Consider the following 22514-nt stretch of genomic DNA (forward strand, 5'->3'; position numbering starts at 1 on the left):
TCGCCAATTGCGTACCTATAAGATAACCTTGCCCCCAGGCTTTTATTACTGTCAATCATTGTCCCGCTTAGCCTAAAGCTGCTTTGCTGGCCTCGGCCAGACCAAGCATCTCCTGTGCGTGATGCAATGTTTTTTCGGTAATTTCCACACCGCCCAGCATCCGGGCCAGCTCCATCACCCGGCCTTCCGCTGAGAGGGACTCCACTTCGGTCATCGTGCGTCCGTCCTCGACTTTTTTGCGAATTAAATACTGATGATCGGCCATGCAGGCCACCTGTGGTAAATGCGTAATTGAAAAGACCTGGCAAGAAGATGACAACCTGAACAGCTTATCCGCTATGGACTGGGCAGCCCGGCCGCTGACACCGGTATCCACTTCATCAAAGATAAGAACCGGAATCGCATCGGTCCGCGCAAATATGCTCTTCATCGCCAGCATAATCCGCGACAGCTCACCGCCGGAGGCAATCTTGCCCAGCGGTCTCAGCGGTTCTCCCGGGTTCGGGGAGATCATAAATTCGGCGCTGTCGATTCCCTGTCGGGTCAGACGGTAACGCCGCCCCTGATGTTCGATACCCCGGGGGTCCTCCAGAGGTTCCAGCTTGACCTGCAGCGAAGTCCGTTCCATCTGCAGATCCTTCAGTTCACCTTCAACCTGGGTAGACAGATCCACCGCACATTGGCTGCGCGCGACGCTGAGCTTCCCGGCTGCCTCCATTAGAACGTTTAGCAATCCATCGCGCTTCACGGTCAGCTTCTCTATATATTCGTCTTTATTCTCCAGAAGGTCGGTTTCCCGTTCAATCTGCTCATAATAAGCCAGAATCTGCTCTACACTTTCCCCGTATTTCCGGCGCAATCCAGTAATCTGATCCAGACGGTTTTCAATTTCCTCCAGCCTGACCGGATTGAACTCGATTTCCTCACGGTAGTCGCGCAGCTGAAACGCCGCATCCTCAAGCTGATAATAAGAGGACTGCAGCTGATCAAGCACAGCCCGGAGACCCTTTTCATCATAACGCACCGCGTCCTCCAGCTTCGAGATCACGTTACCAATTGATTCCAATCCCTGCCTGTCATACAGCAGCTCGTATGCGCCGGATACGGAATCCATCATTTTCTCGCTGTGGGATAGTTTGACCCTTTCTTCAGCAAGTAATTCATCTTCTCCGGGTTTTAATCCTGCAGAAGAAATTTCCTCTAATTGAAAGCGGTACAAATCGAGCATTTGGTAAGCCTTCTGGCTTGATTCCTGCAGCTCCCGCAGTTCTTTCTCTACTTTGGCAAAAGCGGAATATTTCTCTTGATAATCAGCCTTAAGAGGGCCGATCACGGCATCTCCGTATGTATCCAGCAATCCCAGGTGACGTTCTGCCTTCAGCAGGTTCTGGTGCTCATGCTGCCCGTGAATATTAACCAGCTGTTCGCCGATCTCACGCAGCATACTGAGATTCACCATTTGCCCGTTGACCCGCGAGGTGCTTTTGCCAAGGGAGGTGATTTCACGGCGGATAACCAGATGCTCCTCCCGGTCGGCTCCGATGCCAAGACGATCTAGGGTTTCCCATACCGGATGGCTGGCGGGTAAGCTGAATAACGCTTCCATTTCTGCCTTCTCACAGCCGTAGCGGATCGAATCCGCTGATCCGCGTCCGCCTGCAATAAGTCCAAGCGCATCTATAATAATCGATTTACCTGCCCCGGTTTCCCCTGTAAGCACATGAAAACCGGGATAAAAATGCACATCCACTGCTTCAACAACGGCAAGATTGCGGATCGACAAGGTTTCTAACACGAATACAACACCTCCGAAAAGATGATCACTGAGTTTTTTAAATTAAGAGATATAGCCCATAATTTGCGAAATAACATTTTTGCTGTCCTCCGGCTGACGGCAAATAATCAGAATAGTGTCGTCACCGGAAATGGTACCCATAATTTGCGGCCAGTCAATATTGTCGATCAGAGCTGCTACTGAATTGGCAGTACCCGGAAGACATTTCATCACCACAAGGTTGGCGGAGAAATCAATATGAACAAAGTTGTCCACCAGCACGCGCTTCAGCTTCTGAATCGGGTTGTAGCGCTGGTCGGTCGGAAGAGAATATTTGTATCTGCCGTCATCCATCGGAACCTTGATTAGCAGCAGTTCCTTGATGTCACGCGATACCGTAGCCTGAGTGACCTGGAAACCGGCGTCGCGCAATGCTTCCACCAGATCATCCTGCGTTTCAATATCCCTCTGTGTAATAATTTCACGTATCTTGATATGCCTATGTCCCTTCATTATTGCCTCCCGTATTTAAAAAATGAACATTAATTCGATTCCCCATCATCTTTACCAAGTTTGATGAGATGTATGGCCGAAGCAGACGTGTTAACATACAGAACACCACTGCATTCGGGATAAATCAGCAGATAAGGCAGCAGGGTATCCCGCAGGCCGCTGCCGGTAAACTCCAGCCCTTTGCGCGGGCGGGATAAAATCACCAGGTAAAAATTGTCCTCTTCTTTACTGGCAACGTAGTCAATGAAAAGCCTGCTGTACATTGGAGACCCGTCCACCTGAAAGGATAGCGGAATCTTCAGTTTGCCACCAATCACCTCATATCCAGCCGCCTCCAGCAGATCTATGGCAGGATGGGGCAGAATGTCTTTATTGAGGGGCAGCCGGTCCTTGATGAACGAACGCGGAGAGCTCTGCAGCCATATAAATATCCGGTAAATCAGGAAGATCGATACCGCCACTCCAATGAGTATCATAACCACTTTATCAGAGCTCACCAAAGCAATCACCTCGGTGATTTATTCGCTTGAGGATCGCTGAAATCCTGCTTGCCGTACTGAGCACTTGGTTATTTGTTGCTGAACTAGCAAAAGAAACTCATCGTTTCTTCGATGAGTTTCCAGTGGTATTGGCAGTAAATGTCGCCGCCGCTTCCTTAATTACGGCATCAGCAAGCTCTGCAAACGAAGTCCCCGGGTCCGCCACCGATGCTGTTTCCACAGCTTCCGGCAGCAGCTTCCAATGGGCCAGAAATTCGATATTTCCTTCTCCGCCAGTAATCGGTGAGAATGTCAGACCTTCCAGCCGGTAGCCCAGCTCTGAAGCCATAGTCAGCACATTCACCAGCACCTCTTTATGAACGGCAGGATCACGCACCACTCCTGATTTGCCTACCTTTTCACGGCCAGCCTCGAACTGCGGCTTGATGAGTGCGGCGATGTCCGCAGGGCGGTTAACCAGCGCTTTGAGCGGCGGGAGAATAATTTTGAGCGAGATAAAAGAGACATCTATGCTTGCAAAATCTGGCACCGGTCCGATCAGATCAGGCGGCGTCATGTAGCGGAAGTTGGTCCGTTCCATCACGCTGACCCGCTCATCATTGCGCAGACCCCAATCCAGCTGGTTATAACCGACGTCAATCGCATAGACATGGCTTACACCATTCTGCAGCGCGCAATCGGTGAACCCTCCGGTAGAAGCGCCAATATCCAGCATTATTCTCCCGGTCAGTTCGATACCAAACTGGCGGAGCGCCTTCTCCAGCTTCAGTCCCCCGCGGCTGACATAAGGATGGACAGCACCCTTGACCTTCAGGGTTGCACCGCGCGATACCTTCATGCCCGCCTTCTCGATCCGTTCTTCATCCGCAAGCACCAGGCCGGCCATAATGGCAGCCTTGGCCTTCTCGCGGCTTTCATAAAAGCCTTGTTCAACTAACAGTACATCTATACGTTCTTTAGGGTGTTCCATGTTCATCTCCCGATCATTGGGCTCCCAAGTTCAGCTTCCTTCATTCAGGAAGTAGAAGTCGTCTTGTAAGTATATTTGCTTGAAGCCTTCATTGCCTTTATACGTCCGCACAGCGCTTCCACGGTAAGTCCCGTCTCCTGGCGCTGCTCTTTAATCGAGCCATGTTCAATAAACAGATCCGGCACACCCATTAAGTGAACGCGGGCATCATAAATTTCATGTTCGGCATAAAATTCAAGCACAGCACTGCCCAGAGAACCGGCCTGGCTGGCTTCCTCCAGCACTACCATGCTGGTTGCGGCATGGGCAAGCTCAAGCAGCATGGAGTTGTCGAGCGGCTTCAGGAACCGCGCATTCACAACACCTACCTGAATGCCTTCACGCTTCAGAATCTCCGCCGCTTCCTCTGCTACCTGGACCATCGGTCCGCAGGCAAGCACCGCATAATCGTCACCCGGGCGCAGACGCTCCCAAGAGCCGATAGGCAGGCTGCGCAGCTCGGCGTCCAGTTGAACTCCGGTTCCGTCAATCCGCGGATAACGGTAGGCAATCGGACCGTCGTTGTACTCCAGCGCCGTCTTCATCATATGGCGCAGCTCATTCTCATCCTTCGGCATCATCATGACCAGATTCGGAATATGGCGCATAAAGGCGATGTCATACACCCCTTGATGCGTCTCGCCGTCAGCGCCGACGAAGCCGGCACGGTCAATCGCGAACATTACGTTGGCGTTATGCCGGCAGATATCGTGAACGATTTGATCGTACGCCCGCTGCATAAAGGTCGAATACACGGCAAATACCGGCTTCATGCCTTCCATTGCAAGTGCCGCACAGAGTGTTGCCGCATGCTGCTCGGCGATCCCGACATCAATCATCCGATCTGGAAATTCCTTGGCAAACGGGAATAAACCCGAACCTCCAGGCATCGCCGGGGTAACGGCAATGAGGCGCTTGTCCTCATGACCTAGTTCAATCAGCGTCTGCCCGAAGACTTCAGTGTACATCGGATTGCCCACAGCCTTAAGGGACTGTCCAGACTCAATCTTGTAAGGAGAAATGGCATGCGACTTATAGTAATCGGTTTCAGCCGGTTTATAACCTTTGCCCTTAGTGGTCAGCACATGCACCAGCACAGGTCCGGACACATTATCCGCCTGATGGAAGGTATCAACCAGCTTTTCCAGATCATGCCCGTCTACCGGCCCAAGATAGGTAAAGCCCAGTTCTTCAAACAGCACTCCGGGAACCATCATATATTTAAGACTGTCCTTGATCTTCTCAACGGTCTTGGCCAGCTTGCCGCCGATCGCCGGAATCTTCTTGAGGGATCTTTCAACTTCATCTTTGGCCCGGAGGTAATGGCGGTCGGAACGGATTTTGCTCAAATAATTGTGCATCGCCCCGACGTTGGGAGCAATGGACATTTCGTTGTCGTTCAGTATGACCATCAGCTTGCGTTTCTCATGACCGATATGGTTCAAGGCTTCAAAAGCCATCCCGCCGGTGAGCGCGCCATCGCCGATCACAGCAATTACCTTGTTGTCTTCGCCCTTCAAATCACGGGCCATAGCCATACCCATCGCAGCTGACAAAGAGGTGCTGCTGTGCCCGGCTTCCCATACGTCATGCTCGCTTTCAGAACGCTTTACAAAGCCGCATAGCCCATCACGCTTGCGCAGCGTGTCAAACCGGTCCTGGCGGCCGGTCAGTATCTTATGCACATAAGCCTGATGCCCTACGTCGTATATCATTTTGTCCCGGGGACTGTCATAGCAATAGTGCAAAGCCAGTGTAAGCTCCACTACCCCCAGGTTGGATCCGAGGTGCCCGCCGGTTACAGTAAGCTTCTCGATCAGAAACCGGCGGATTTCCTCCGCAAGGGTAGCCAGCTCCTCGGTTGACAAGGATTTAAGTTGCTCCGGATCATTTATTTGTGGAAGCAGCACGAGTATTCCCCGCTTTCCTAGATGTTGTAAAATATATAAAACCCATTATAACACAAACGAAACGGCTGTCGTAACACAGCCGCTCCCTAAATTTTTCTAATGATCGCGAGCCATTAAATACCCCGCGATTTCAAGCAGCCGTGTATTGTCGGCAAATCCGCCCTCAAGCACCGCGCTCCGGGCAGCGTCTGTTAGGCGTTTCACCTCTTCGCGCGAGGATTCCAGCCCGATGAAATACGGGTAGGTCACCTTTTGCTGCTTGATGTCGCTGCCTGTCTTTTTGCCGAGTTTGCCTTCGTCGCCGACCAGATCCAGAATATCATCCTGCACCTGAAAAGCCAGCCCGATATGGGTGCCGAACTCACGGAGCGCCTCCAGCTGCTTCTTATCGGCTCCGGCGATCCGTCCGCCCGCCAGCAGCGAGAAAACGATAAGATCGCCAGTCTTATGAAGATGAATGTACTGCAGCTGTTTCAGATCGGTCAGCCCCTGCTCACCCTCCATATCGGCAACCTGGCCGCCGACCATGCCGCGCGGACCGGCCATTTCGGCCAGGTCCTCCACGATGGACAGCACCTGCTCCGCAGGAATGCCATGGCGGCGGGAAGCCTGTACCACGCTGTAGAACGCATGCGTCAAAAGCGCATCGCCGGCCAAAATTGCCGTCGCTTCACCGAATACTTTGTGATTCGTCAATTTGCCGCGCCGGTAATCATCATTATCCATGGCCGGCAAATCGTCGTGAATCAGCGAATACGTATGCACCATCTCAATGGCCGCTGCTACCGGCAGAGCCGCCTCGCGGCTGCCTCCCAGCGCTTCACAGGCAGCGATGACGAGCAGCGGGCGGAGGCGCTTGCCTCCGGCCTGCAGCGAATAGTCCATCGCTTCCTTCAAGTGGACGGGGACTGTCCAGGCTGCCGGAAGCGTCCGCTCCATCTCAGCCGCAACCCGTTCGCAGACTTCGGCAATGTAATCCTTCAGCGGCGGTTGCTGCGCCTTGCCGGCAGCGCTTGTCTCCAAGTCATGCTCAAAGCGGCTCATCGGCATCCCCTTCCAGGCGGGCACCGAACGGTTTTTTGCGCAGCTCCCCATCCTCCAGGGTAATCATCTCAATCTTGCGTTCCACTTGTTCCAGCTTGCTGCCGCACAGCTGCGAGAGCTTCATGCCCTGCTGAAACAAATCTATAGCTTTCTCCAGGGGAACGTCGCCGTGCTCAAGCTCACGTACGATTTCCTCCAGCCGCTCCATGGCTCCTTCAAAATCCAGTTCCGCTTCCTTCGTCATCGTCTTTGCCATCCTCCTTCATTCCCCATACCTGGCAGCTTAGCTGTCCGTCACTGAGCTTTATATTCACTACATCGCCAAGCTCAACTTCCTTAAGCGATTTGATTAAATGCTGTTCCTGTTCATCGTAGACGAGGCTGTAGCCCCGCGACATGACCTTGAGCGGGCTGAGCGCATCCAGATGGCGCAGCTCCGACACATACCGTGAGCGCTTGTCCTGCAGGCGCGCCTGCATGGCCCCCGCCAGCTGGCGGGTCATGCTCTCCGCCTGCTGGCGGGCAGCGCTGACACTGCCCAGCGGATGGAACCGCTGCAGGCTGTGGTGCAGCACCGCCTGGCGCTCACGCGCACGGCGGTTCCGGGTCTCCGCTGCGCGTGTGAGCGCCGTGCGGAGCATATCCAGCCGCTGCGCGTGCTGGGTCAGCTGGCGGCGCGGGCCGACCAGCGCCAGCGAGCGCTGCAGCGAAGCCAGGCGCTCGCCGCCGCGTTGGGAGCGGCGCAGCAGGCCCTGGCGCAGCCGCTGCTCAGCCGTGCGCAGCTGGGCGGCCAGTTCAGCCGCACTCGGCACGGCCAGCTCTGCGGCGGCCGTAGGCGTCGCCGCCCGCAGGTCGGCGGCGAAATCGGCGATCGTAAAGTCGGTCTCGTGGCCGACGGCCGAGATGACCGGAATGCTTGACGCCGCGATGGCCCGGGCGACAGCTTCTTCGTTGAAGGCCCATAGCTCCTCCAGTGAGCCGCCGCCCCGGCCGACGATCAGCACATCGGCCTCGCCCATGTCATTTAAGGTTTCAATGGCCTTCACAATGGAAGGGCCTGCACCTTTGCCCTGGACAAGCACGGGATAGAGCACAATCGCCACCTGCGGAAAACGCCGCTGCAGCGTAATCACAATATCCCTAACCGCCGCGCCTGTAGGAGAAGTCACAACCCCGATACAGCGCGGGAACCGCGGCAGCGGCCGTTTGCGTGCGGCCGCGAACAGCCCCTCCTGCTCCAGCTTGCGCTTAAGCTGCTCGTAAGCCATGTACAGACTGCCGATCCCGTCAGGCTGCATATGCGTAGCATAGAACTGATACTGCCCGTCCCGTTCATATACGGTTACATTGCCTCTGGCAATAACCTTGGTGCCTTCCTTCGGGACAAAGGGCAGGCGCTGGTTATGCGAAGCGAACATTATCGCCTTGATCCGGCTGCTCTCATCCTTCAGCGTGAAATACATATGCCCGCTGCCGTGATGGGTGAAATTCGAGATTTCACCGCGAATCCACACATCGGACAGCAGGTTGTCGGAATCGAGCTTCATGCGGATGTAACGGTTAAGATCCTTTATCGAGTAGACTTGCCGTTCTGCCGCCATGAGCCCTGACCTATTCCAGGCCGCGGCGGCGTTTGGCCGCTATCAGCGTGTTGCTCATCAGCATGGTGATCGTCATTGGCCCCACTCCACCCGGTACTGGTGTAATGTATCCGGCAACTTCCTTGGCACTCTCATAATCGACATCACCGGCAAGCTTGCCGTTATCCAAACGGTTCATCCCGACGTCAATCACAACAGCTCCCGGCTTAACATAAGATCCGTCAATGAAGTTAGCCCGGCCGATGGCTACCACCAAAATGTCTGCCTGGCGGCTAAGCTCAGCAATGTTCGCGGTGCGCGAATGGCACATTGTTACCGTTGCATTCTCACGCTGCAGCAGCAGTGAGACCGGTTTGCCGACGATATTGCTGCGCCCGATGACTACAGCATGTTTGCCCGACAATTCAGTGCCGGTACGTTTAATCAGTTCGATGACTCCGGCAGGCGTACAAGGAAGCAGGCTGTCATCGCCGATGACCAGATTGCCGACATTGATAGGATGGAAGCCGTCAACATCTTTCTCCACAGATATAGCGTCAATGACTGCCTTCTCTTCAATATGCTTCGGAAGCGGCAGCTGAACCAGAATACCGTCAATATCATCACGGCTGTTCAGCTCTGCCACCAGCTTCAGAAGCTCTTCCTGGGAAGTGGAGGCATCCAGCCTGTGAACTTCCGAATGGAAGCCAAGCTGGGTGCTGGATTTCTCTTTATTGCGGACATACACCTGAGAAGCCGCATCTTCACCGACAAGAACGACAGCAAGACCGGGCTTCACGCCGCGTTCGGCCAGTCCGGTAACTTCCCGGGCAATGTCGATACGAATTTCGTCGGATACCTGTTTACCGCTGATGATTGCTGCTGTCATGTAAGTCTCTCCCCTTTTGTCTGATTAAGATATAAATAGAATACTTTAAAGGTCTGCTTTGAGCGTGTCAATCTCCTGAATCATCTTGCCGAGAACACCATTGACGAACTTGCCGGAATCGTCCGTACCGAAGTGCTTGGCCAGATCAATCGCCTCATTGACGGCAACCTTAGCCGGCACATCATTGCCAAACACCATTTCGAACGTGGCCAGGCGCAGAATCTGACGGTCCACCCGGGACAGCCGGCTCATCTGCCAGCCTTTAAGATAATGCTCAAGCATATCGTCGATCGCAACCTTATGCTCCCATACGCCATTTACGTGCTCAACGACATACGCCTTCAATTCAATTTCATCTGTAATGACACGTTCAGTCTCATTCTCTTCCGAAGCTTCCTCAATCAGCATCTCCACGGCTTCCGCACTGTCTACGTCATTCATTTCCATCTGGTACAGGCTTTGGACAATAATCTCTCTCGCTAAACGTCTTTTCATGTGTTTCCTCCTACAATCTAATCTTGCATTTTATATTACACTGCCGTGTTTCCACACCAGCCTGTCGCGTTGCATTTCATACAATTATTTTAAGCTAAATCAAGCAAATTCTATCCCTAAACAAGCTTTGCGGACCAATACTGCAATTTTAAATGTACAAAATGCAATTAAACAAGCGCAAAACTTCATTTTACGTTAGTTAAATAAACCTGTAGCCTAATCTCAACTGCTAGCCAGAGGGAATTGAGATACTGCTGCGGGCAATCCTGCAACGTTCCAGCCGATTACCGCCCTGCTCCAGAAAAAAAACCGCACAGCCCTTCTTCCGGCAAAACAGGCAACTCTAACGAACGGGTTCCAGCTCCGGGAGAAAGACTATAGCGGTTCACTTGAAGGGACGCCAGCGTCCGGACAGCCGCGCTACGAGCTCCTGCCACTGAAACAGGGGACCCTGCGCGGTATCCTTTCTTTTGCCGAACGTATATCCGATGAACACTACCAGTGCAAAGAACAGCATATCCCAAAAACCGCTAATCAAATAAATCAATCCGAGAACGATGCCGAAGGTGACTCCGGCGATTCTCCCCCCGTGACTTTCCCATACTTCTCTCCAGAACATAGGGAAACTCACCTCTATTCCACTCGACTTTTGAAGCTTGGAGACTGAGTAAGGTTGGCAATATATACAGAAACGTCAGCAACCGGAATTCCGGTTGTTTCCTGCACGAAATCATGCACCTGGCGCTGCACTTCCGTTGTAAGCAGCGGAAGGGAATGCTCGCCGTCCACCACTGCACGGATCATAATTTCGAGACCGGCCTGGGAAACGCGAATGCGCGATTTCAAATCCCTGATCCCTTTTACTTTAGCGGCAGCCTTGAGGCTCAGATTCTCAATGGTCTCTATTGAGATCTGAATATCCCCGTACTCCGTGCGCTGATCCACCGAAGGCAGCGAGGCCCGGTCCCGGCGCAAAGAGATGTAGAAGAATCGGATGCTGAGCAAGAACAGGATAACAGCCACGGCTATTACAGTTATATACGCTGCAGGGTCATCCGGAATCTCCAGCGTATCCGGAATAGCGCCGCTTAAGAGGAGGATGGCAATTACAGATAATATTCCGATACTTAAGCTGTACAGAAACAGCAGAAGTCTGTCCAAAATTTTTGCCACGAGTCACTTAACCTCCTTAAATTAGAGTAAACCCTCGACGGTGCTGTCGGGGGTTTATGGAAGAACGTTGGCCCTTATTTCACGCGGAGAACCGCGTCTGTATCTTCACTCTTGTCTGGAGTGTTATTGTTTCTGAATTGCACATCATGAATATGCACATTTACTTCCACAACAGTCAGACCTGTCATTGTCTCGATGGAACGTTTCACGTTGCGCTGAATTTCTCCAGCCACTTCCGGGAGACGGTTGCCGTACTCAATAATGACGGATACATCTACAGCCGCCTCACGTTGGCCAACCTCTACCTTAACGCCCTTGGACAGGTTCTTGCGTCCGAGAAGCTCCACGATTCCTCCGGCAAAGCCGCCGCTCATGCCAGCCACACCTTTAACTTCTACGGTTGCCAAACCTGCGATAACCTCGATCACTTCAGGAGCGATCTGAATCTCACCGATCTCCGTACGTTCGAATTCCGTCGGCAATGTACTCATTTTGGACTTCACACCTTTCAATCAAAAAGTTGTTCACAATTTCAAGCGCCAAGCACGTCTCTTATTAAACATACTATATCATTTGCCGAACTTTATGACAAACAATGAGAAGCCGTCCTAAATTTCATACTCCTCGAGGAATTTGATATCGAAATTGCCGTCCAGAAACACCGGGTGCTCCAGCAGTTTCTGATGGAAAGGAATTGTAGTATGTATGCCTTCCACAGCAAATTCAGCAAGCGCACGTTTCATCTTCGCAATCGCTTCCTGGCGCGTAGGCGCCCACACAATCAATTTGGCAATCATCGAGTCATAGAAAGGTGAGATTGTATATCCCGGATAAGCTGCGCTGTCTACACGTACACCCAGTCCGCCCGGAGGCAGATAAAAGCCAATCTTTCCCGGTGAAGGCATGAAGTTACGCTCCGGATCCTCTGCATTAATACGGCATTCAATCGACCAGCCGTTAATCACGATATCTTCCTGTGTAAAGGACAGCGGGTTCCCTTCAGCCACAGAGATCATTTCCTTAATCAGGTCAACGCCCGTAACCATCTCCGTTACCGGGTGTTCAACCTGAATCCGTGTATTCATCTCCATGAAATAAAACTGTCCGTCCGGACCCAGCAGAAACTCCAGCGTACCCGCTCCTGAGTAATTGACCGCCAGTGCGGCCCGCACCGCTGCTTGGCCCATAGCTTCGCGGATCTCCGGCGTAAGTACGGAGCATGGAGCTTCCTCCACCAGTTTCTGGCGGCGGCGCTGTACGGAGCAATCCCGTTCGCCTAGATGGACAACATTGCCGTGGTTATCAGCAATGATCTGAATCTCCACATGCTTCATGCCAGTCAGGAATTTCTCCAGGTATACGCCTGCATTGCCGAAAGCCTTCTGTGCTTCCTGCTGCGCGGCGGTAATCTGCTTCACGAGTGATTCCTCATCCTCGGCAATGCGGATGCCCTTGCCTCCGCCGCCTGCGGTAGCCTTAACGATAATCGGATAGCCGATATCGCGGCCCAGCATAATAGCCTCCTCCACATCGCCCACCAGCCCGTCAGAGCCGGGAATGATCGGCACGCCAGCCAGCTTCATCGTTTCCTTGGCTACAGCCTTGTCGCCCATACGCGTAATCGCGTCGGGGGACGGTCCGATGAAGGTAATATTGCAGGATCCGCAGATTTCTGCGAAATCGGCATTCTCAGCCAAAAAACCGTAGCCGGGATGAATGGCATCGCATTCAGTAAGCGTGGCCACACTCATAATATTTGTAAAATTCAGATAACTATCCTTCGACAGCATCGGGCCGATGCAGTAAGCTTCGTCCGCCAGCCGGACATGCAGTGAATCCCGGTCAGGCTCCGAATAGACTGCCACGGTGGAAATGCCCAGTTCACGGCAGGCCCTAATAATGCGGACCGCGATTTCGCCGCGGTTGGCAATCAACACTTTTTGAATGTTCATGCGTTTCCTCCCAAAGTTTAACGAAGCTTGCAAGCTCCTCAAGTTCTGCGTGCTTTATTCCGGTTTCACCAGAAACAGCGGCTGGCCGTATTCCACAAGCTGGCCATTCTCGGCAAGGACGGAAACGATCTCTCCGCGCACTTCAGCCTCCAGCTCATTCATCAGCTTCATCGCTTCAATAATGCAAACCGTTGATTTCTCGCTGACCCGGTCGCCGACATTAACAAAAGACGGGGTTTCCGGTGAAGCAGCACTATAGAAAGTCCCTACCATCGGTGAGACAATTTTATGTAATGCGCCTTCAGCGGGTGAAGATGGCGGCTGCTGTGCAGCAGGGATCTCATAAACGGCCGTAGGTGCAACTTGCTGCGGACTTTGCGGCTGCGGTGCCGGCGTAAAGGGATAGCCATAAGGAGTCGCCTGTATTGCTGTTCCATCAGCTTCAGGGCGATCCGGTTTTCGAATAGCCAGCTTCATTCCTTCGCTTTCAATCTCCAGCTCGTGTACGGAGGAGGTTTGGTCCAACAATTTAATCAATTCCTTAATTTCGCTTAACTTGAACATTTAATAGTTCACTCCTTCAGCTTTCTCTCGAAGCCACTCTTCTGATACGGTCAAGATAACTTTATGTATTATATCACAAACGATAGAAATGGAAAGAGCCCGGGGCGCACCCGGGCTCTTTCGGCATTTTCTTTAGTTTTCGACAGGCTGATTATTGCTCGCTGACATATTGGACTCTGATCTTGTCCTGGGAAACGCTTAGTTCCTTCATCACAAGATCCACGATTCCAACTGCTTGCTTCACATCCAGCTTCTCGCTCAGCACCACCACGGTGTAAGCATCTCCGGATTCTTCTTTGACAATGGCTTCACCATATTTTTTCTGCAGTTGCTCTTCAATTCCGGTGATTTTGGTTTCTTTTTCTTCAAGCTTGTTCAGCTGTTCATGGGCAACTGCATTTTCGGCAGGGGTTTTGTCCATGTCATTGATCAGGGCCAGCAAATCGTTGTAATTCTTCAGATTCTGCTGCTCGCGTTCATAGAGGTAGTTGTTGAACAGGCTGCTTGCAGAAACACTCTGGGAGGCTACCTCATCCAGAATTTCATCGTCGCCCTTGGCTGGAGTTTTCTCTGTGGAAGCTGCTGTAGTATCTTTATCGGCTGCTGCGGAGGTATCTGCAGCTGCGGTTTTTGAATCGCTTGATTTGTCGTCCTTTGCGGCCGCTGTCTTATCGGCGTCTTCACCTTTGGCATTCGCCGGCAGGGTGCTGTCATCTTTTACTGCGGCATCATCGTTGTCACCTTTCGCGGCGACAGTGCTGTCATTGGTGCTGTCATCAGCAGCGACGGCAGTGTTGTCGTCCGCAGTACCCGTTGTTCCGGCATCAGCAGTAAGTGCGTCCTTTGTGTCCACTTCATTAATGACCAAGCCGTTATCCAGTACTGTTGAATTCGCGCCAGTTTCCTTGAGGTTATCCACTTGAATACTTCCCGCTGTTTCCTGGGGGACCGAGGCCCCGGAGTCCTCTGTGAATAAATAGTATGCGGATAGCACAACCATTAAGCTGAGCATGGATACCAACCAAATCGTTTGTCTTTTGCCCTTCATTTTTTATTCCTCCTCAAAGTTTGTACATGTAATCAATCACTGCTCCTGCTTGCGCGGCACTACGGATATGCGGTAGCTAGGCACGTTCAGACCCTTCTCGACAGCCTCTTCAATCAATCCCCGGACGACTTTGTTCTCCGCTCCCTTGGCAACGACGAGAACGCCGCGCACCTGGGGTTTTATCCGCTTGGTTATAATCGGGGTTTCGTCGCCCGATTGGCTGTAGGTGACGATCTCGCCATCCCGTGTGTATTGGGTAGTGTGCCGTTTGCCTCCGTTGGCATCGGTCTCTTCACTCTGCTGCTGGGAATCGTTCATATCCCGGACCACGACAATTTCTTCAGTAGAATCCACAGTGACCATAATATCGACCGTGCCTACACCAACGATTTTCTCCAGAATTTCTTTCGTGCGGTTCTCCATTGCCAGCTCAATGCCATCAAATGAATTGGGAGTGCTCAATTCCCCTTGCTGCAGCGTTGCCTGCGAACTCTCGCTTACCGGCGGTTCTCTTCCAGTGTTCTCGCTGTCCAGCTTTTTCACGTTCACGAAGGAGTTGAACAGCATGATTGCCGCACCCAGCAGTCCCAAAATAATCAGCCAACGGAAGGTATGACTCCTTTTCGGACTGCCGGACCCGCCCCCTGCCCATTGCTCCAGTTTCTTCAGCCAATTGCCCACTTCTTATCCCTCCTCCGGTTACCGGCGTATGCCGTATTGGTAGAGCTATATCTATAATTTCTCGGCGCCGTTTTTACCGCCTTGAATATGAATTGCACCGCGTTCTAAATTCCAGTTCTGCTCCAGCAGCTTGATGATCAATTCCTCATCGGTAGTTGCACTGGAGCTGTCTTCAACCGATGTCCCGGCTTCTGTTCCAACCTCAGCCGCCTCTCCCTCTTCACCGCCCAGGCTAACCTGCACAGGTTCCACAGGCTGGATGATGATCGGCTCTGCTGTGTCTGCGCCATTGTTTAATTCCGCACCTGTACCCCCAGCCTCCACTGCCCCGGCCGCTGCCGGCAAGGAGACGGTCACCGAAGAGATTAACGGAACCTCTTCACCGCCGCCCTCCCCCGGAGCCTTGCCCATCTCCAGTGTTACGGTGACTTTTGCCCCGCCTACCCCTGTGCTGCCGGCAATCTGGTCTCTCATCTGCCCAGCCACCTCTTCGGCGGCCAGCTTCAGACTTTGTTCCTTCGCTCCTGCAGCCAGCATCCGCCCGTCCGCCAGGATTTTCTCCAGCGAGTCTGCTCCGTCACCTGCACCGGACAAAAGACCGCCGTGTTTCTCCTGCTGCACCATCGCCACACTCAGCTCTGCTGCAGCATCTCCTTTCAGAAAAGAGACAATCGGGCTCAGCATAGTAAGCAGGACCAGCAGACTGAGCACCAGCCTGGCATAACGCTCCATCGACTTGCTCGGAAGCAGCATTTCCACGAAGGCGGCCATCAGCACCACCAGAATGAGCTCCCGCAGCCATCCGCCCAACCAGGTCATTGTCTACCTCCTACAAGTTTTGTTAGGACTGCATCGCAGTACTCGCTTCGATAATACTTACTTTGGAGAAAAAACCGCTTTGAAGCTGTTCCCTGTTCACCTCATCATGACGGTGACATTGCCGGCTGTCAGCATGATCGTGACGGCCAGGAAGAACATCAGTGATACGGCGGCCAGCGCCGCGAATACATAAATCATGCTTTTGCCGATCGTCTGCAGGCAGGTTACAATCGGTGTCTCGCCCAGCGGCTGCATGACTGCTGCGGCCACATTGTAGATCAGCGCGAGAACCAGGATTTTGATCGCCGGAAAAGCACAAAGGAAGAGGATGATAATGACGCCCGACAACCCGATGGCATTCTTCACCAGCAGTGAGGCCGAGATCACCGTATCGGTGGCGTCCGCGAACATTTTGCCGATTACCGGCACGAAATTCCCCGTAATATATTTGGCGGCACGGATGGTCACTCCGTCCGTAACCGAGCTGGTAATCCCTCTGACAGATATGACGCCCAGGAACACGGTCAGCAGTACGCCGAGCATTCCCGCTCCGATGTTGCGCAGCAGATTGGCCAGCTGGGTCAGCTTGTATTTCTCGGACATTGCGCTCACCAGATGCAGCACCGCCGAGAAGAACAGCAGCGGGAACACGACGGTGTGGATGAGCGTGCCCACCGCATGGATCATAAAAACAATCAGCGGATGGGTAACCGACACCGTAACGATGTTGCCCATCGAAGCCAAAAGCGCGAAGAGCAGCGGGATCATCGCCATCATGAAATCGATCATCCGGTCGATGGCATCCTTGGCATAACCGATTGCGATATTGAAGCTGTTGACTGCGATGACCAGCACAACCATGTAACAGAGCATATAGGCGATTTTACTGACTGATTTCCGTTCAAAAGCGGTCTGCAGCGTCTCCAGAATCATGCTGAGCACACTGACCATAACGATCGTCACCAGTAGCTTGCCGTTGTATAGCACCTCGTGCCACATGTAGGAGGTCAGTCCGGTCAGCACGCTTTTGAAGCTGAGTCCCTTCTCCCCCGGCAGCAGCATATCCATCAGCGAAGGAGTCTTCCCGTCCGGAAAAAATCCTCCGTAATCCTTCATCAGCTGGTCCCAGTACGACTCCACCTTGTCTGTCGGCAGACTTTGCATTTGCCCCTTCACCCACTGATCCACTGGAGAGGAAGTTCCTCCCTGGGTGGGTGGAGACGTTGGTGAGGCAGTTGGAGCAGTGGTTGGCGCAGCGGCTGTAGCCTTGGCGGTATCCGCACACCACAGAAACAGCAGGCAGAACAGGAGTAGCAGCAGCATTTTTAGTTTTGGCGGACGAAAAATACTGCGTTGACGCATATCCTTTCCTCCCGCCTTTCTCTGGCTTCTTTTTACTACGTGTCACGGATCAGGCGGGCAGGAGCTTCATCACCGTTTCGATAATAATGCTGATGATCGGTACGGCAAGCACCATGATCAGCACCTTGCCGGTCAGCTCGATTTTGGAGGCGATGGATTCCTGTCCGGCATCACGCACAATCTGTGCTCCGAACTCCGCGATATAGGAAATTCCGATGATTTTGAATACGGTTTTGAGATAGATCATTTCCATCCCGGAGGACTCCGCCACCCGCTCGAGCGTGCCCAGAATCGTGCCGATCTTGCCGATCAGGAACAGGAAAATCAGAATGCCTGCCGCAGTCGTCAGCAGAAAGGCGAACATGGGCTTTTGTTCCTTCAGAACAAGGATCAGAACCGTTGACAGGAGCCCTATTCCTACCACTTGAATGATTTCCATAAGGCTGCCTATTGAAAAAGAAAAATCGTTTTAATTTCCTGGAGCAGTCCGTCCAGCATGCGGATCACCATAAACAGCACAATGATGAAACCGACTATCGTCACCCAATGGGCGATGTCCTCTTTACCCATCTGTTTGAGCACCGTGTGAATCATGGCGATGATGATGCCGATGCCGGCAATCTGAAAGATCGCGTTGACTTCAATATTCATTCCTGGCACCTCGCTAAAAGATCAAAATGACGATCAATGCTCCAAGCAGCAGACCCAGGCTTTTGCTCATTTTTTCATATTTGCCCTGATCTTCTCTGGCCACTGTCTCCTCCTGCTTCAATTGCTGCAAAGCCAGCGCGATATGCGTGCTTTGATTCGACCTGTCGCTGGTGCCGAGCGTGCAGCTCAGCTGCCGGAGGATCTCCTGCTCCGTTCCCTTCAGGGAGGCGGTTTTGAAGTGGGCATCCATCGCCCGCTGGATAGCTTCCTCGGCGCTGCGGTCATGTGGCGGGCTCATCTCTTCAGCCGCTCTCATAAAAAACGCCTTCAGCGGATCCTTGGACTGCAGCCCAATCCGGCGCAGCGCTTCCGGGAGCGGGGTGAAGCCGTACAGAATCTCGGTCTCCAGCCGCTGCAGCGCTGCGATAAGGCCTCTGATGTGCCGGGGCCTGTCAGCATACTGCGCAGCCCGCTTGAACCCGGCCAGCGTACCGGCCAGCACGATCAGCACGGCTCCGAACAGCTTAAGCATGGCGGTCACCGCCCAGCCGCTCTTCAGGCGAGACCAGCAGCAGCCCGCGTTTCTGCCCGTCCAGGATGCGGAACGACAGCCCGGCGTCCGTCCGGTGCAGGATGACATAACGCTCGAACATATGATGTTCCAGCAGTCCGCCAAGGCCGGGCCGCCGGGCCAGCTCGGACACTTCCTTGCCATGGGCCGAAGCCACTACCGAGATACCGGCGTGCAGCGCTTCGGTGACGGCTTCGGCATCCTCAGGACGGCCAATTTCATCGGCGACCAGCACATCGGGCGACAGGGAGCGGATCATCATCATCATGCCTTCCGCCTTGGGACAGCCGTCGAGGATGTCCGTACGCGGACCCACGTCAAAGGCCGGGATGCCGCGGCGGCTGCCGGCGATTTCCGAACGTTCGTCGACGATGCCAACTTTCAGTCCCGGCCGGTTGCCCTCCCGCCCTCTTGGGCTCCCCGTCGAGATCTGCCTGGCGAGATCGCGCAGCAGTGTAGTCTTGCCATGCTGCGGCGGCGAGAGGATCAGCGTGTGCATGACCCGCTGCCTCCCCCTTTCCAGCAGGTAGGGCAGAATTCCGTCGGCAATGCCGGGCAGCTCACGGGCAATCCGGACATTGAAGCCGGTGATGTCCCGCAAGTGCTCCACACCGCCGCCGCTTAAGACGGTCCGGCCGGAAAGTCCAATGCGATGTCCGCCGGGGATGGTGATAAAGCCCTTGCGCAGTTCTTCTTCCATCGTATAGAGCGAATGATTGCTGATCAGGTCAAGCAGCCGGTGAGTGTCCTCTCGGCTTGGCTTGTACGCTTCTTCGGGTCTTTGGGTCAGACTGCCGTCGCCGGTGAGGAAATGATATTTGCCGGAATAGTTGATCTCCAGCGGACGCCCTTCGCGGACCCGGATTTCCTCCACCTTGTCCAGCAAATGAACAGGAAGTCCTCTCAGCAGCGCCCTTACTTTTTCGGGAAACAATAAAAGCCAGTCGTTAGCCATACAGAGTACCCCCAAGTTGTCCTCTACTTTAATAGCTTTATTCCATATTTATGCTTGTACCTGTGCTTTATGACTATCATCTATCATTTTTTCAGAATCCCGATTAAGAGAAAGGCTACCCCGCAGCCAATCCAGCCCAGCTTGCCCCAGGACAGCTCCTGCGCCATCCCTGTGAGGCCAACCGCGGTCGTTAAGACCAGTATCGTAGGTCCGACCAGAGCCAGCCCGGAATTGACCGCCAGTGCCTTGTCCACCTGATTCAGCCGCAGCATGATCAGCGCAGCCGTTATTTCCACACTGCCTGAGAGCAGCCGAAGCGCCGCCATCCAGCTCACATACTTGTCCAATCTGTTCAACTCCTTTTTTACATTTGGAAATTGAAATGCAACCTGCCAGACTTTACCCGCGGGAAAACTGCTGTTATCCATGGATATGCTGGACTTGCCTACTTTAGACAATAAGAAATGGGCGGTTTTCAATTGGAAGATGTGAAAGAAATCATAGTGAATCCCTCTATAAAAAAATATCATCAGTATGATAAAATAATTTTTGCAGTACTAAAAAAGAGGAGCTGGAAAATATAAGGGCTGCCTGTGGGATAAACTACAACCGGACTTATCGCTTCAAGCTTCTTGTTACACTTTCATAGTTGGATAAAGACATCGGAAAAAGAGGGGATTTATGTTATGCAAGTTCGTAATTTCGTAGTGCCGCTTGTTTCAAACACAGTAGCCAAACAGGTGAGGGATGTGGCCATCATTATTTTCTCGGCCTTTCTGGTGGCGAGCGGACTCCGGCTGTTCCTTATTCCTCATCAGCTGCTCAGTGGCGGGGTAGCAGGGACGGCATCCATCCTTGGTTATTTAACGAATCCGAAGTACATTTCACTGTTCTATTTTGGTATCAATCTTCCAATCCTGATCTGGGGCTTCATTGTCGTAGGGAAGAAGTATATCTGCTTAAGCATGCTTTCGGTACTGGCCACTACCTGGTTTCTGACCGTCATCCCCCTGGTGAAACTGACCAAGGACCCGATCCTTGCCAGTATCTTCGGAGGGGTAATTATTGCGGGCGGGGTAGGCTTCTCGCTTCGTGCAGGGGGTTCTTCCGGGGGTTTTGATATACTTGGTTCTATTATTACGCGCAAACACGATATTCCAATGGGGACCGTTCTCTTTGTAATGGATGGTCTGGTCATCCTTAGCCTCGGCTTCTTCAAAAGCTGGGATTCTGCCCTTTACGCTATGCTTTGTATTTTCGTCAAGAGCCGTGTAGTCGATATGATCCACAGCCGCCACATTAAGCTGACCTGCTTCATCGTCACGAAAGAGCGGGAAAAAATGCTGACCCGCCTCAAGCTCCTGCCTCACGGCGTTACTGTCGTCAATGCGGAAGGCGGCTACAGCCATGAAGGCAATACAATGCTGATGACTGTAACGACCCGATATGAGCTTGCCGAACTGAGAAAAACGATTCTGGAAACCGATCCAAAGTCCTTCGTCAACGTCCTGGAGACCGTAGAGATTGTCGGCCGGTTCCGGCGTCTCGGATAACAGCAGCGGAAAGCTGCACATAACAAAAAGTCCTATTCTCCACTTTTATAGCGGGAATAGGACTTTTTTTGTTATTTAGCGGCGGTCCTGCGGACCGCCGACGAAGGCTTGCTCCTCTGTATCCAGATTGTAGGCGGTATGAAGCGCCTGAATGATCTGCTGCAGATTGCCGGATTCAATCACGCAAGATACCTTGATCTCGGAGGTGCTGACCATCTTAATGCTTACGCCCTTTTGGGAAATGACCTCAAACATTTGCGCGGCCACACCCGGATGGCTGACCATGCCTGCGCCTACGATCGATACTTTGACGAGATTATCCTCTGAAGTGACTTCACGGTAGGGCAGTGCGCTGTGCAGCCCCTCGATCACTTCCTTGGCCCGTGATAGCTCGCTAAGCGCCACCGTAAAGGAGAAATCCGCTTTCTCATTCTGCACGCCGCTCTGTACGATAATATCTACGTCAACGCCTTCTTCGGCCAGCTTGCCGAACACTTGGGCCAATACGCCGGGAAAATCAGGCACTCCCAGAATACTGATCCGGGCCACGTTCTTGTCATAGGCAATTCCACTAACTACTACTCCCTGCTCCATGCTCGCTTCCTCCTTCACCACAGTACCTTCATTATGATTAAAGCTCGATCTGACGACCAGCTTCACTTGATATCGTTTGGCATATTCCACGGCGCGCGGATGTAGTACTGCCGCTCCCAGGTTGGCCAGCTCCAGCATCTCATCATAAGAGATTTCCTTCAGCTTGCGCGCTCTCTTCACGATACGCGGATCTGTGGAGTAGATGCCATCCACATCCGTGTAAATTTCGCATACATCCGCTTTGATGGCGGCTGCCAGTGCTACGGCTGTCGTATCCGAACCTCCGCGGCCCAGCGTGGTAATTTCGCCGCTCTGGGTCATCCCCTGGAATCCGGCTACAATGACGATCTGCTCGCGCTCCAGTGACTCCAGTACGCGCTGTGGATCAATTTCATTGATCCGTGCCCGGCCGTGAGTCTCATCGGTGACGAAGCCGGCCTGCCAGCCTGTATACGATACGGCACTGCGTCCGATTCCGTGCAATGCGATGGAAAGAAGCGCAACAGAGATTTGTTCCCCCGTCGTCATCAGCATATCCATTTCACGTGCGGGCGGCTGAGCGTTCAGCTGCTTCGCCTGATCAATTAGATCATCCGTGGTGTCCCCCATGGCGGATACAACCACAACACAGCGGTGCCCTTCATCCTGCTTGTCTGCGATGCGTTTGGCGACACGCTGCATGCGTTCAATATCGCCGACGGAGCTGCCTCCGAATTTCATGACATAAAGTGACAAAGTCCCATTCACTCCCTATTTCGCTCTATGTAGTAGCTTATATTTGATTTCCCGCTTTAAACCAGTATAATACGAAAACCATATCATGCGTTAATGGTTTCACAAAAAAAGCGTCCAATTTCCGTTTCTTTCCGTGATTTAC

Annotated in this window: 26 protein-coding genes; 1 reads left to right on the forward strand and 25 read right to left on the reverse strand. The window is 52.9% G+C overall.

The features are described from left to right. Positions 1-67 precede the first annotated feature (67 nt). From recN to NST99_RS23495, 24 genes are all read right to left on the reverse strand, one after another. Positions 68-1795: a DNA repair protein RecN gene (gene recN, locus NST99_RS23380; RefSeq protein WP_341094763.1), complete on the reverse strand. Its 1728-nt coding sequence runs from the start codon at positions 1793-1795 to the stop codon at positions 68-70. 42 nt (positions 1796-1837) lie between these two features. After that, positions 1838-2287 carry a transcriptional regulator AhrC/ArgR gene (gene ahrC / locus NST99_RS23385; RefSeq protein ID WP_341094765.1) on the reverse strand — a complete coding sequence of 150 codons (450 nt, stop codon included), beginning with the start codon at positions 2285-2287 and terminating at the stop codon, positions 1838-1840. Between the two features lie 29 nt (positions 2288-2316). Continuing rightward, the gene (locus tag NST99_RS23390; protein WP_341094767.1) at positions 2317-2784 is read right to left on the reverse strand and encodes a hypothetical protein; all 468 of its coding nucleotides are present in this window, start codon (positions 2782-2784) and stop codon (positions 2317-2319) included. A gap of 100 nt (positions 2785-2884) precedes the next feature. Continuing rightward, positions 2885-3757, reverse strand: a complete 873-nt coding sequence (locus tag NST99_RS23395; protein WP_341094769.1) for a TlyA family RNA methyltransferase — start codon at positions 3755-3757, stop codon at positions 2885-2887. A 44-nt stretch (positions 3758-3801) separates the two neighbouring features. After that, positions 3802-5706, reverse strand: a complete 1905-nt coding sequence (gene dxs, locus NST99_RS23400; RefSeq protein WP_341094771.1) for a 1-deoxy-D-xylulose-5-phosphate synthase — start codon at positions 5704-5706, stop codon at positions 3802-3804. Between the two features lie 96 nt (positions 5707-5802). Further along, entirely contained in the window at positions 5803-6750 is a 948-nt protein-coding gene (locus NST99_RS23405) for a polyprenyl synthetase family protein (RefSeq protein ID WP_341094774.1), read from the reverse strand. Next, complete coding sequence (gene xseB, locus NST99_RS23410; protein ID WP_038594924.1) at positions 6737-6994, reverse strand: exodeoxyribonuclease VII small subunit; 258 nt, start codon at positions 6992-6994, stop codon at positions 6737-6739. The genes NST99_RS23405 and xseB overlap by 14 nt, the downstream gene beginning before the upstream one ends. Next, positions 6966-8351 (reverse strand): exodeoxyribonuclease VII large subunit, encoded by a 1386-nt coding sequence (xseA, locus tag NST99_RS23415; protein ID WP_341094775.1) that lies wholly within the window; start codon positions 8349-8351, stop codon positions 6966-6968. The genes xseB and xseA overlap by 29 nt, the downstream gene beginning before the upstream one ends. Positions 8352-8361: 10 nt before the next feature. Continuing rightward, positions 8362-9219: a bifunctional methylenetetrahydrofolate dehydrogenase/methenyltetrahydrofolate cyclohydrolase FolD gene (gene folD / locus NST99_RS23420; protein ID WP_341094776.1), complete on the reverse strand. Its 858-nt coding sequence runs from the start codon at positions 9217-9219 to the stop codon at positions 8362-8364. 45 nt (positions 9220-9264) lie between these two features. Then, complete coding sequence (gene nusB / locus NST99_RS23425; protein ID WP_340897300.1) at positions 9265-9714, reverse strand: transcription antitermination factor NusB; 450 nt, start codon at positions 9712-9714, stop codon at positions 9265-9267. A gap of 385 nt (positions 9715-10099) precedes the next feature. Continuing rightward, positions 10100-10333, reverse strand: a complete 234-nt coding sequence (locus NST99_RS23430) for a DUF2273 domain-containing protein (protein WP_038594928.1) — start codon at positions 10331-10333, stop codon at positions 10100-10102. 14 nt (positions 10334-10347) lie between these two features. After that, positions 10348-10887, reverse strand: a complete 540-nt coding sequence (amaP, locus tag NST99_RS23435; protein WP_341094777.1) for an alkaline shock response membrane anchor protein AmaP — start codon at positions 10885-10887, stop codon at positions 10348-10350. A gap of 74 nt (positions 10888-10961) precedes the next feature. Beyond that, positions 10962-11378 (reverse strand): Asp23/Gls24 family envelope stress response protein, encoded by a 417-nt coding sequence (locus NST99_RS23440; RefSeq protein ID WP_341094779.1) that lies wholly within the window; start codon positions 11376-11378, stop codon positions 10962-10964. A 117-nt stretch (positions 11379-11495) separates the two neighbouring features. Beyond that, a complete protein-coding gene (accC, locus tag NST99_RS23445; RefSeq protein ID WP_038594931.1) occupies positions 11496-12839 on the reverse strand; it encodes an acetyl-CoA carboxylase biotin carboxylase subunit in 1344 nt (447 codons plus the stop codon). Positions 12840-12893: 54 nt separating this feature from the next. After that, complete coding sequence (gene accB / locus NST99_RS23450; RefSeq protein WP_341094780.1) at positions 12894-13403, reverse strand: acetyl-CoA carboxylase biotin carboxyl carrier protein; 510 nt, start codon at positions 13401-13403, stop codon at positions 12894-12896. 151 nt (positions 13404-13554) lie between these two features. After that, on the reverse strand, positions 13555-14451 hold the full coding sequence (locus NST99_RS23455) for a SpoIIIAH-like family protein (RefSeq protein WP_341094781.1): 897 nt from the start codon (positions 14449-14451) through the stop codon (positions 13555-13557). 36 nt (positions 14452-14487) lie between these two features. Next, entirely contained in the window at positions 14488-15132 is a 645-nt protein-coding gene (spoIIIAG, locus tag NST99_RS23460; protein ID WP_038594934.1) for a stage III sporulation protein AG, read from the reverse strand. Between the two features lie 51 nt (positions 15133-15183). After that, a complete protein-coding gene (spoIIIAF, locus tag NST99_RS23465) occupies positions 15184-15951 on the reverse strand; it encodes a stage III sporulation protein AF (RefSeq protein ID WP_341094783.1) in 768 nt (255 codons plus the stop codon). A gap of 96 nt (positions 15952-16047) precedes the next feature. Further along, positions 16048-17313: a stage III sporulation protein AE gene (spoIIIAE, locus tag NST99_RS23470; RefSeq protein WP_341094785.1), complete on the reverse strand. Its 1266-nt coding sequence runs from the start codon at positions 17311-17313 to the stop codon at positions 16048-16050. A 49-nt stretch (positions 17314-17362) separates the two neighbouring features. Further along, positions 17363-17752 carry a stage III sporulation protein AD gene (spoIIIAD, locus tag NST99_RS23475; protein WP_038594936.1) on the reverse strand — a complete coding sequence of 130 codons (390 nt, stop codon included), beginning with the start codon at positions 17750-17752 and terminating at the stop codon, positions 17363-17365. An 8-nt stretch (positions 17753-17760) separates the two neighbouring features. Continuing rightward, positions 17761-17964, reverse strand: a complete 204-nt coding sequence (gene spoIIIAC, locus NST99_RS23480) for a stage III sporulation protein AC (RefSeq protein ID WP_020426549.1) — start codon at positions 17962-17964, stop codon at positions 17761-17763. Between the two features lie 13 nt (positions 17965-17977). Beyond that, on the reverse strand, positions 17978-18496 hold the full coding sequence (gene spoIIIAB, locus NST99_RS23485; protein ID WP_341094786.1) for a stage III sporulation protein SpoIIIAB: 519 nt from the start codon (positions 18494-18496) through the stop codon (positions 17978-17980). Then, complete coding sequence (gene spoIIIAA / locus NST99_RS23490) at positions 18489-19490, reverse strand: stage III sporulation protein AA (protein WP_341097731.1); 1002 nt, start codon at positions 19488-19490, stop codon at positions 18489-18491. The genes spoIIIAB and spoIIIAA overlap by 8 nt, the downstream gene beginning before the upstream one ends. 83 nt (positions 19491-19573) lie before the next feature. Further along, positions 19574-19837: a YqhV family protein gene (locus NST99_RS23495; protein WP_445744984.1), complete on the reverse strand. Its 264-nt coding sequence runs from the start codon at positions 19835-19837 to the stop codon at positions 19574-19576. A 339-nt stretch (positions 19838-20176) separates the two neighbouring features. Here NST99_RS23495 and NST99_RS23500 point away from each other — a divergent pair, with 339 nt between their 5' ends. Then, entirely contained in the window at positions 20177-21043 is an 867-nt protein-coding gene (locus tag NST99_RS23500; protein ID WP_341094788.1) for a YitT family protein, read from the forward strand. Positions 21044-21118: 75 nt separating this feature from the next. On the opposite strand, the gene NST99_RS23505 is transcribed toward NST99_RS23500, so the two are convergent. Further along, positions 21119-22372, reverse strand: coding sequence for an aspartate kinase (locus NST99_RS23505; RefSeq protein ID WP_341094789.1), 1254 nt, complete (start codon positions 22370-22372; stop codon positions 21119-21121). Positions 22373-22514: the final 142 nt, after the last annotated feature.

The organism is Paenibacillus sp. FSL L8-0470 (genome assembly GCF_038008625.1).
Lineage (GTDB): Bacteria > Bacillota > Bacilli > Paenibacillales > Paenibacillaceae > Paenibacillus_AQ.

Bases quoted from the DNA above. Each gene is read 5' to 3' on its own strand.
- ahrC (WP_341094765.1), bottom strand. From the start codon at position 2,287: ATGAAGGGACATAGGCATATCAAGATACGTGAAATTATTACACAGAGG.
- NST99_RS23395 (WP_341094769.1), bottom strand. From the start codon at position 3,757: ATGGAACACCCTAAAGAACGTATAGATGTACTGTTAGTTGAACAAGGC.
- NST99_RS23405 (WP_341094774.1), bottom strand. From the start codon at position 6,750: ATGAGCCGCTTTGAGCATGACTTGGAGACAAGCGCTGCCGGCAAGGCG.
- xseB (WP_038594924.1), bottom strand. From the start codon at position 6,994: ATGACGAAGGAAGCGGAACTGGATTTTGAAGGAGCCATGGAGCGGCTG.
- xseA (WP_341094775.1), bottom strand. From the start codon at position 8,351: ATGGCGGCAGAACGGCAAGTCTACTCGATAAAGGATCTTAACCGTTAC.
- folD (WP_341094776.1), bottom strand. From the start codon at position 9,219: ATGACAGCAGCAATCATCAGCGGTAAACAGGTATCCGACGAAATTCGT.
- nusB (WP_340897300.1), bottom strand. From the start codon at position 9,714: ATGAAAAGACGTTTAGCGAGAGAGATTATTGTCCAAAGCCTGTACCAG.
- NST99_RS23430 (WP_038594928.1), bottom strand. From the start codon at position 10,333: ATGTTCTGGAGAGAAGTATGGGAAAGTCACGGGGGGAGAATCGCCGGA.
- NST99_RS23440 (WP_341094779.1), bottom strand. From the start codon at position 11,378: ATGAGTACATTGCCGACGGAATTCGAACGTACGGAGATCGGTGAGATT.
- accC (WP_038594931.1), bottom strand. From the start codon at position 12,839: ATGAACATTCAAAAAGTGTTGATTGCCAACCGCGGCGAAATCGCGGTC.
- accB (WP_341094780.1), bottom strand. From the start codon at position 13,403: ATGTTCAAGTTAAGCGAAATTAAGGAATTGATTAAATTGTTGGACCAA.
- NST99_RS23455 (WP_341094781.1), bottom strand. From the start codon at position 14,451: ATGAAGGGCAAAAGACAAACGATTTGGTTGGTATCCATGCTCAGCTTA.
- spoIIIAF (WP_341094783.1), bottom strand. From the start codon at position 15,951: ATGACCTGGTTGGGCGGATGGCTGCGGGAGCTCATTCTGGTGGTGCTG.
- spoIIIAE (WP_341094785.1), bottom strand. From the start codon at position 17,313: ATGCGTCAACGCAGTATTTTTCGTCCGCCAAAACTAAAAATGCTGCTG.
- spoIIIAD (WP_038594936.1), bottom strand. From the start codon at position 17,752: ATGGAAATCATTCAAGTGGTAGGAATAGGGCTCCTGTCAACGGTTCTG.
- spoIIIAC (WP_020426549.1), bottom strand. From the start codon at position 17,964: ATGAATATTGAAGTCAACGCGATCTTTCAGATTGCCGGCATCGGCATC.
- spoIIIAB (WP_341094786.1), bottom strand. From the start codon at position 18,496: ATGCTTAAGCTGTTCGGAGCCGTGCTGATCGTGCTGGCCGGTACGCTG.
- spoIIIAA (WP_341097731.1), bottom strand. From the start codon at position 19,490: ATGGCTAACGACTGGCTTTTATTGTTTCCCGAAAAAGTAAGGGCGCTG.
- NST99_RS23500 (WP_341094788.1), top strand. From the start codon at position 20,177: ATGCAAGTTCGTAATTTCGTAGTGCCGCTTGTTTCAAACACAGTAGCC.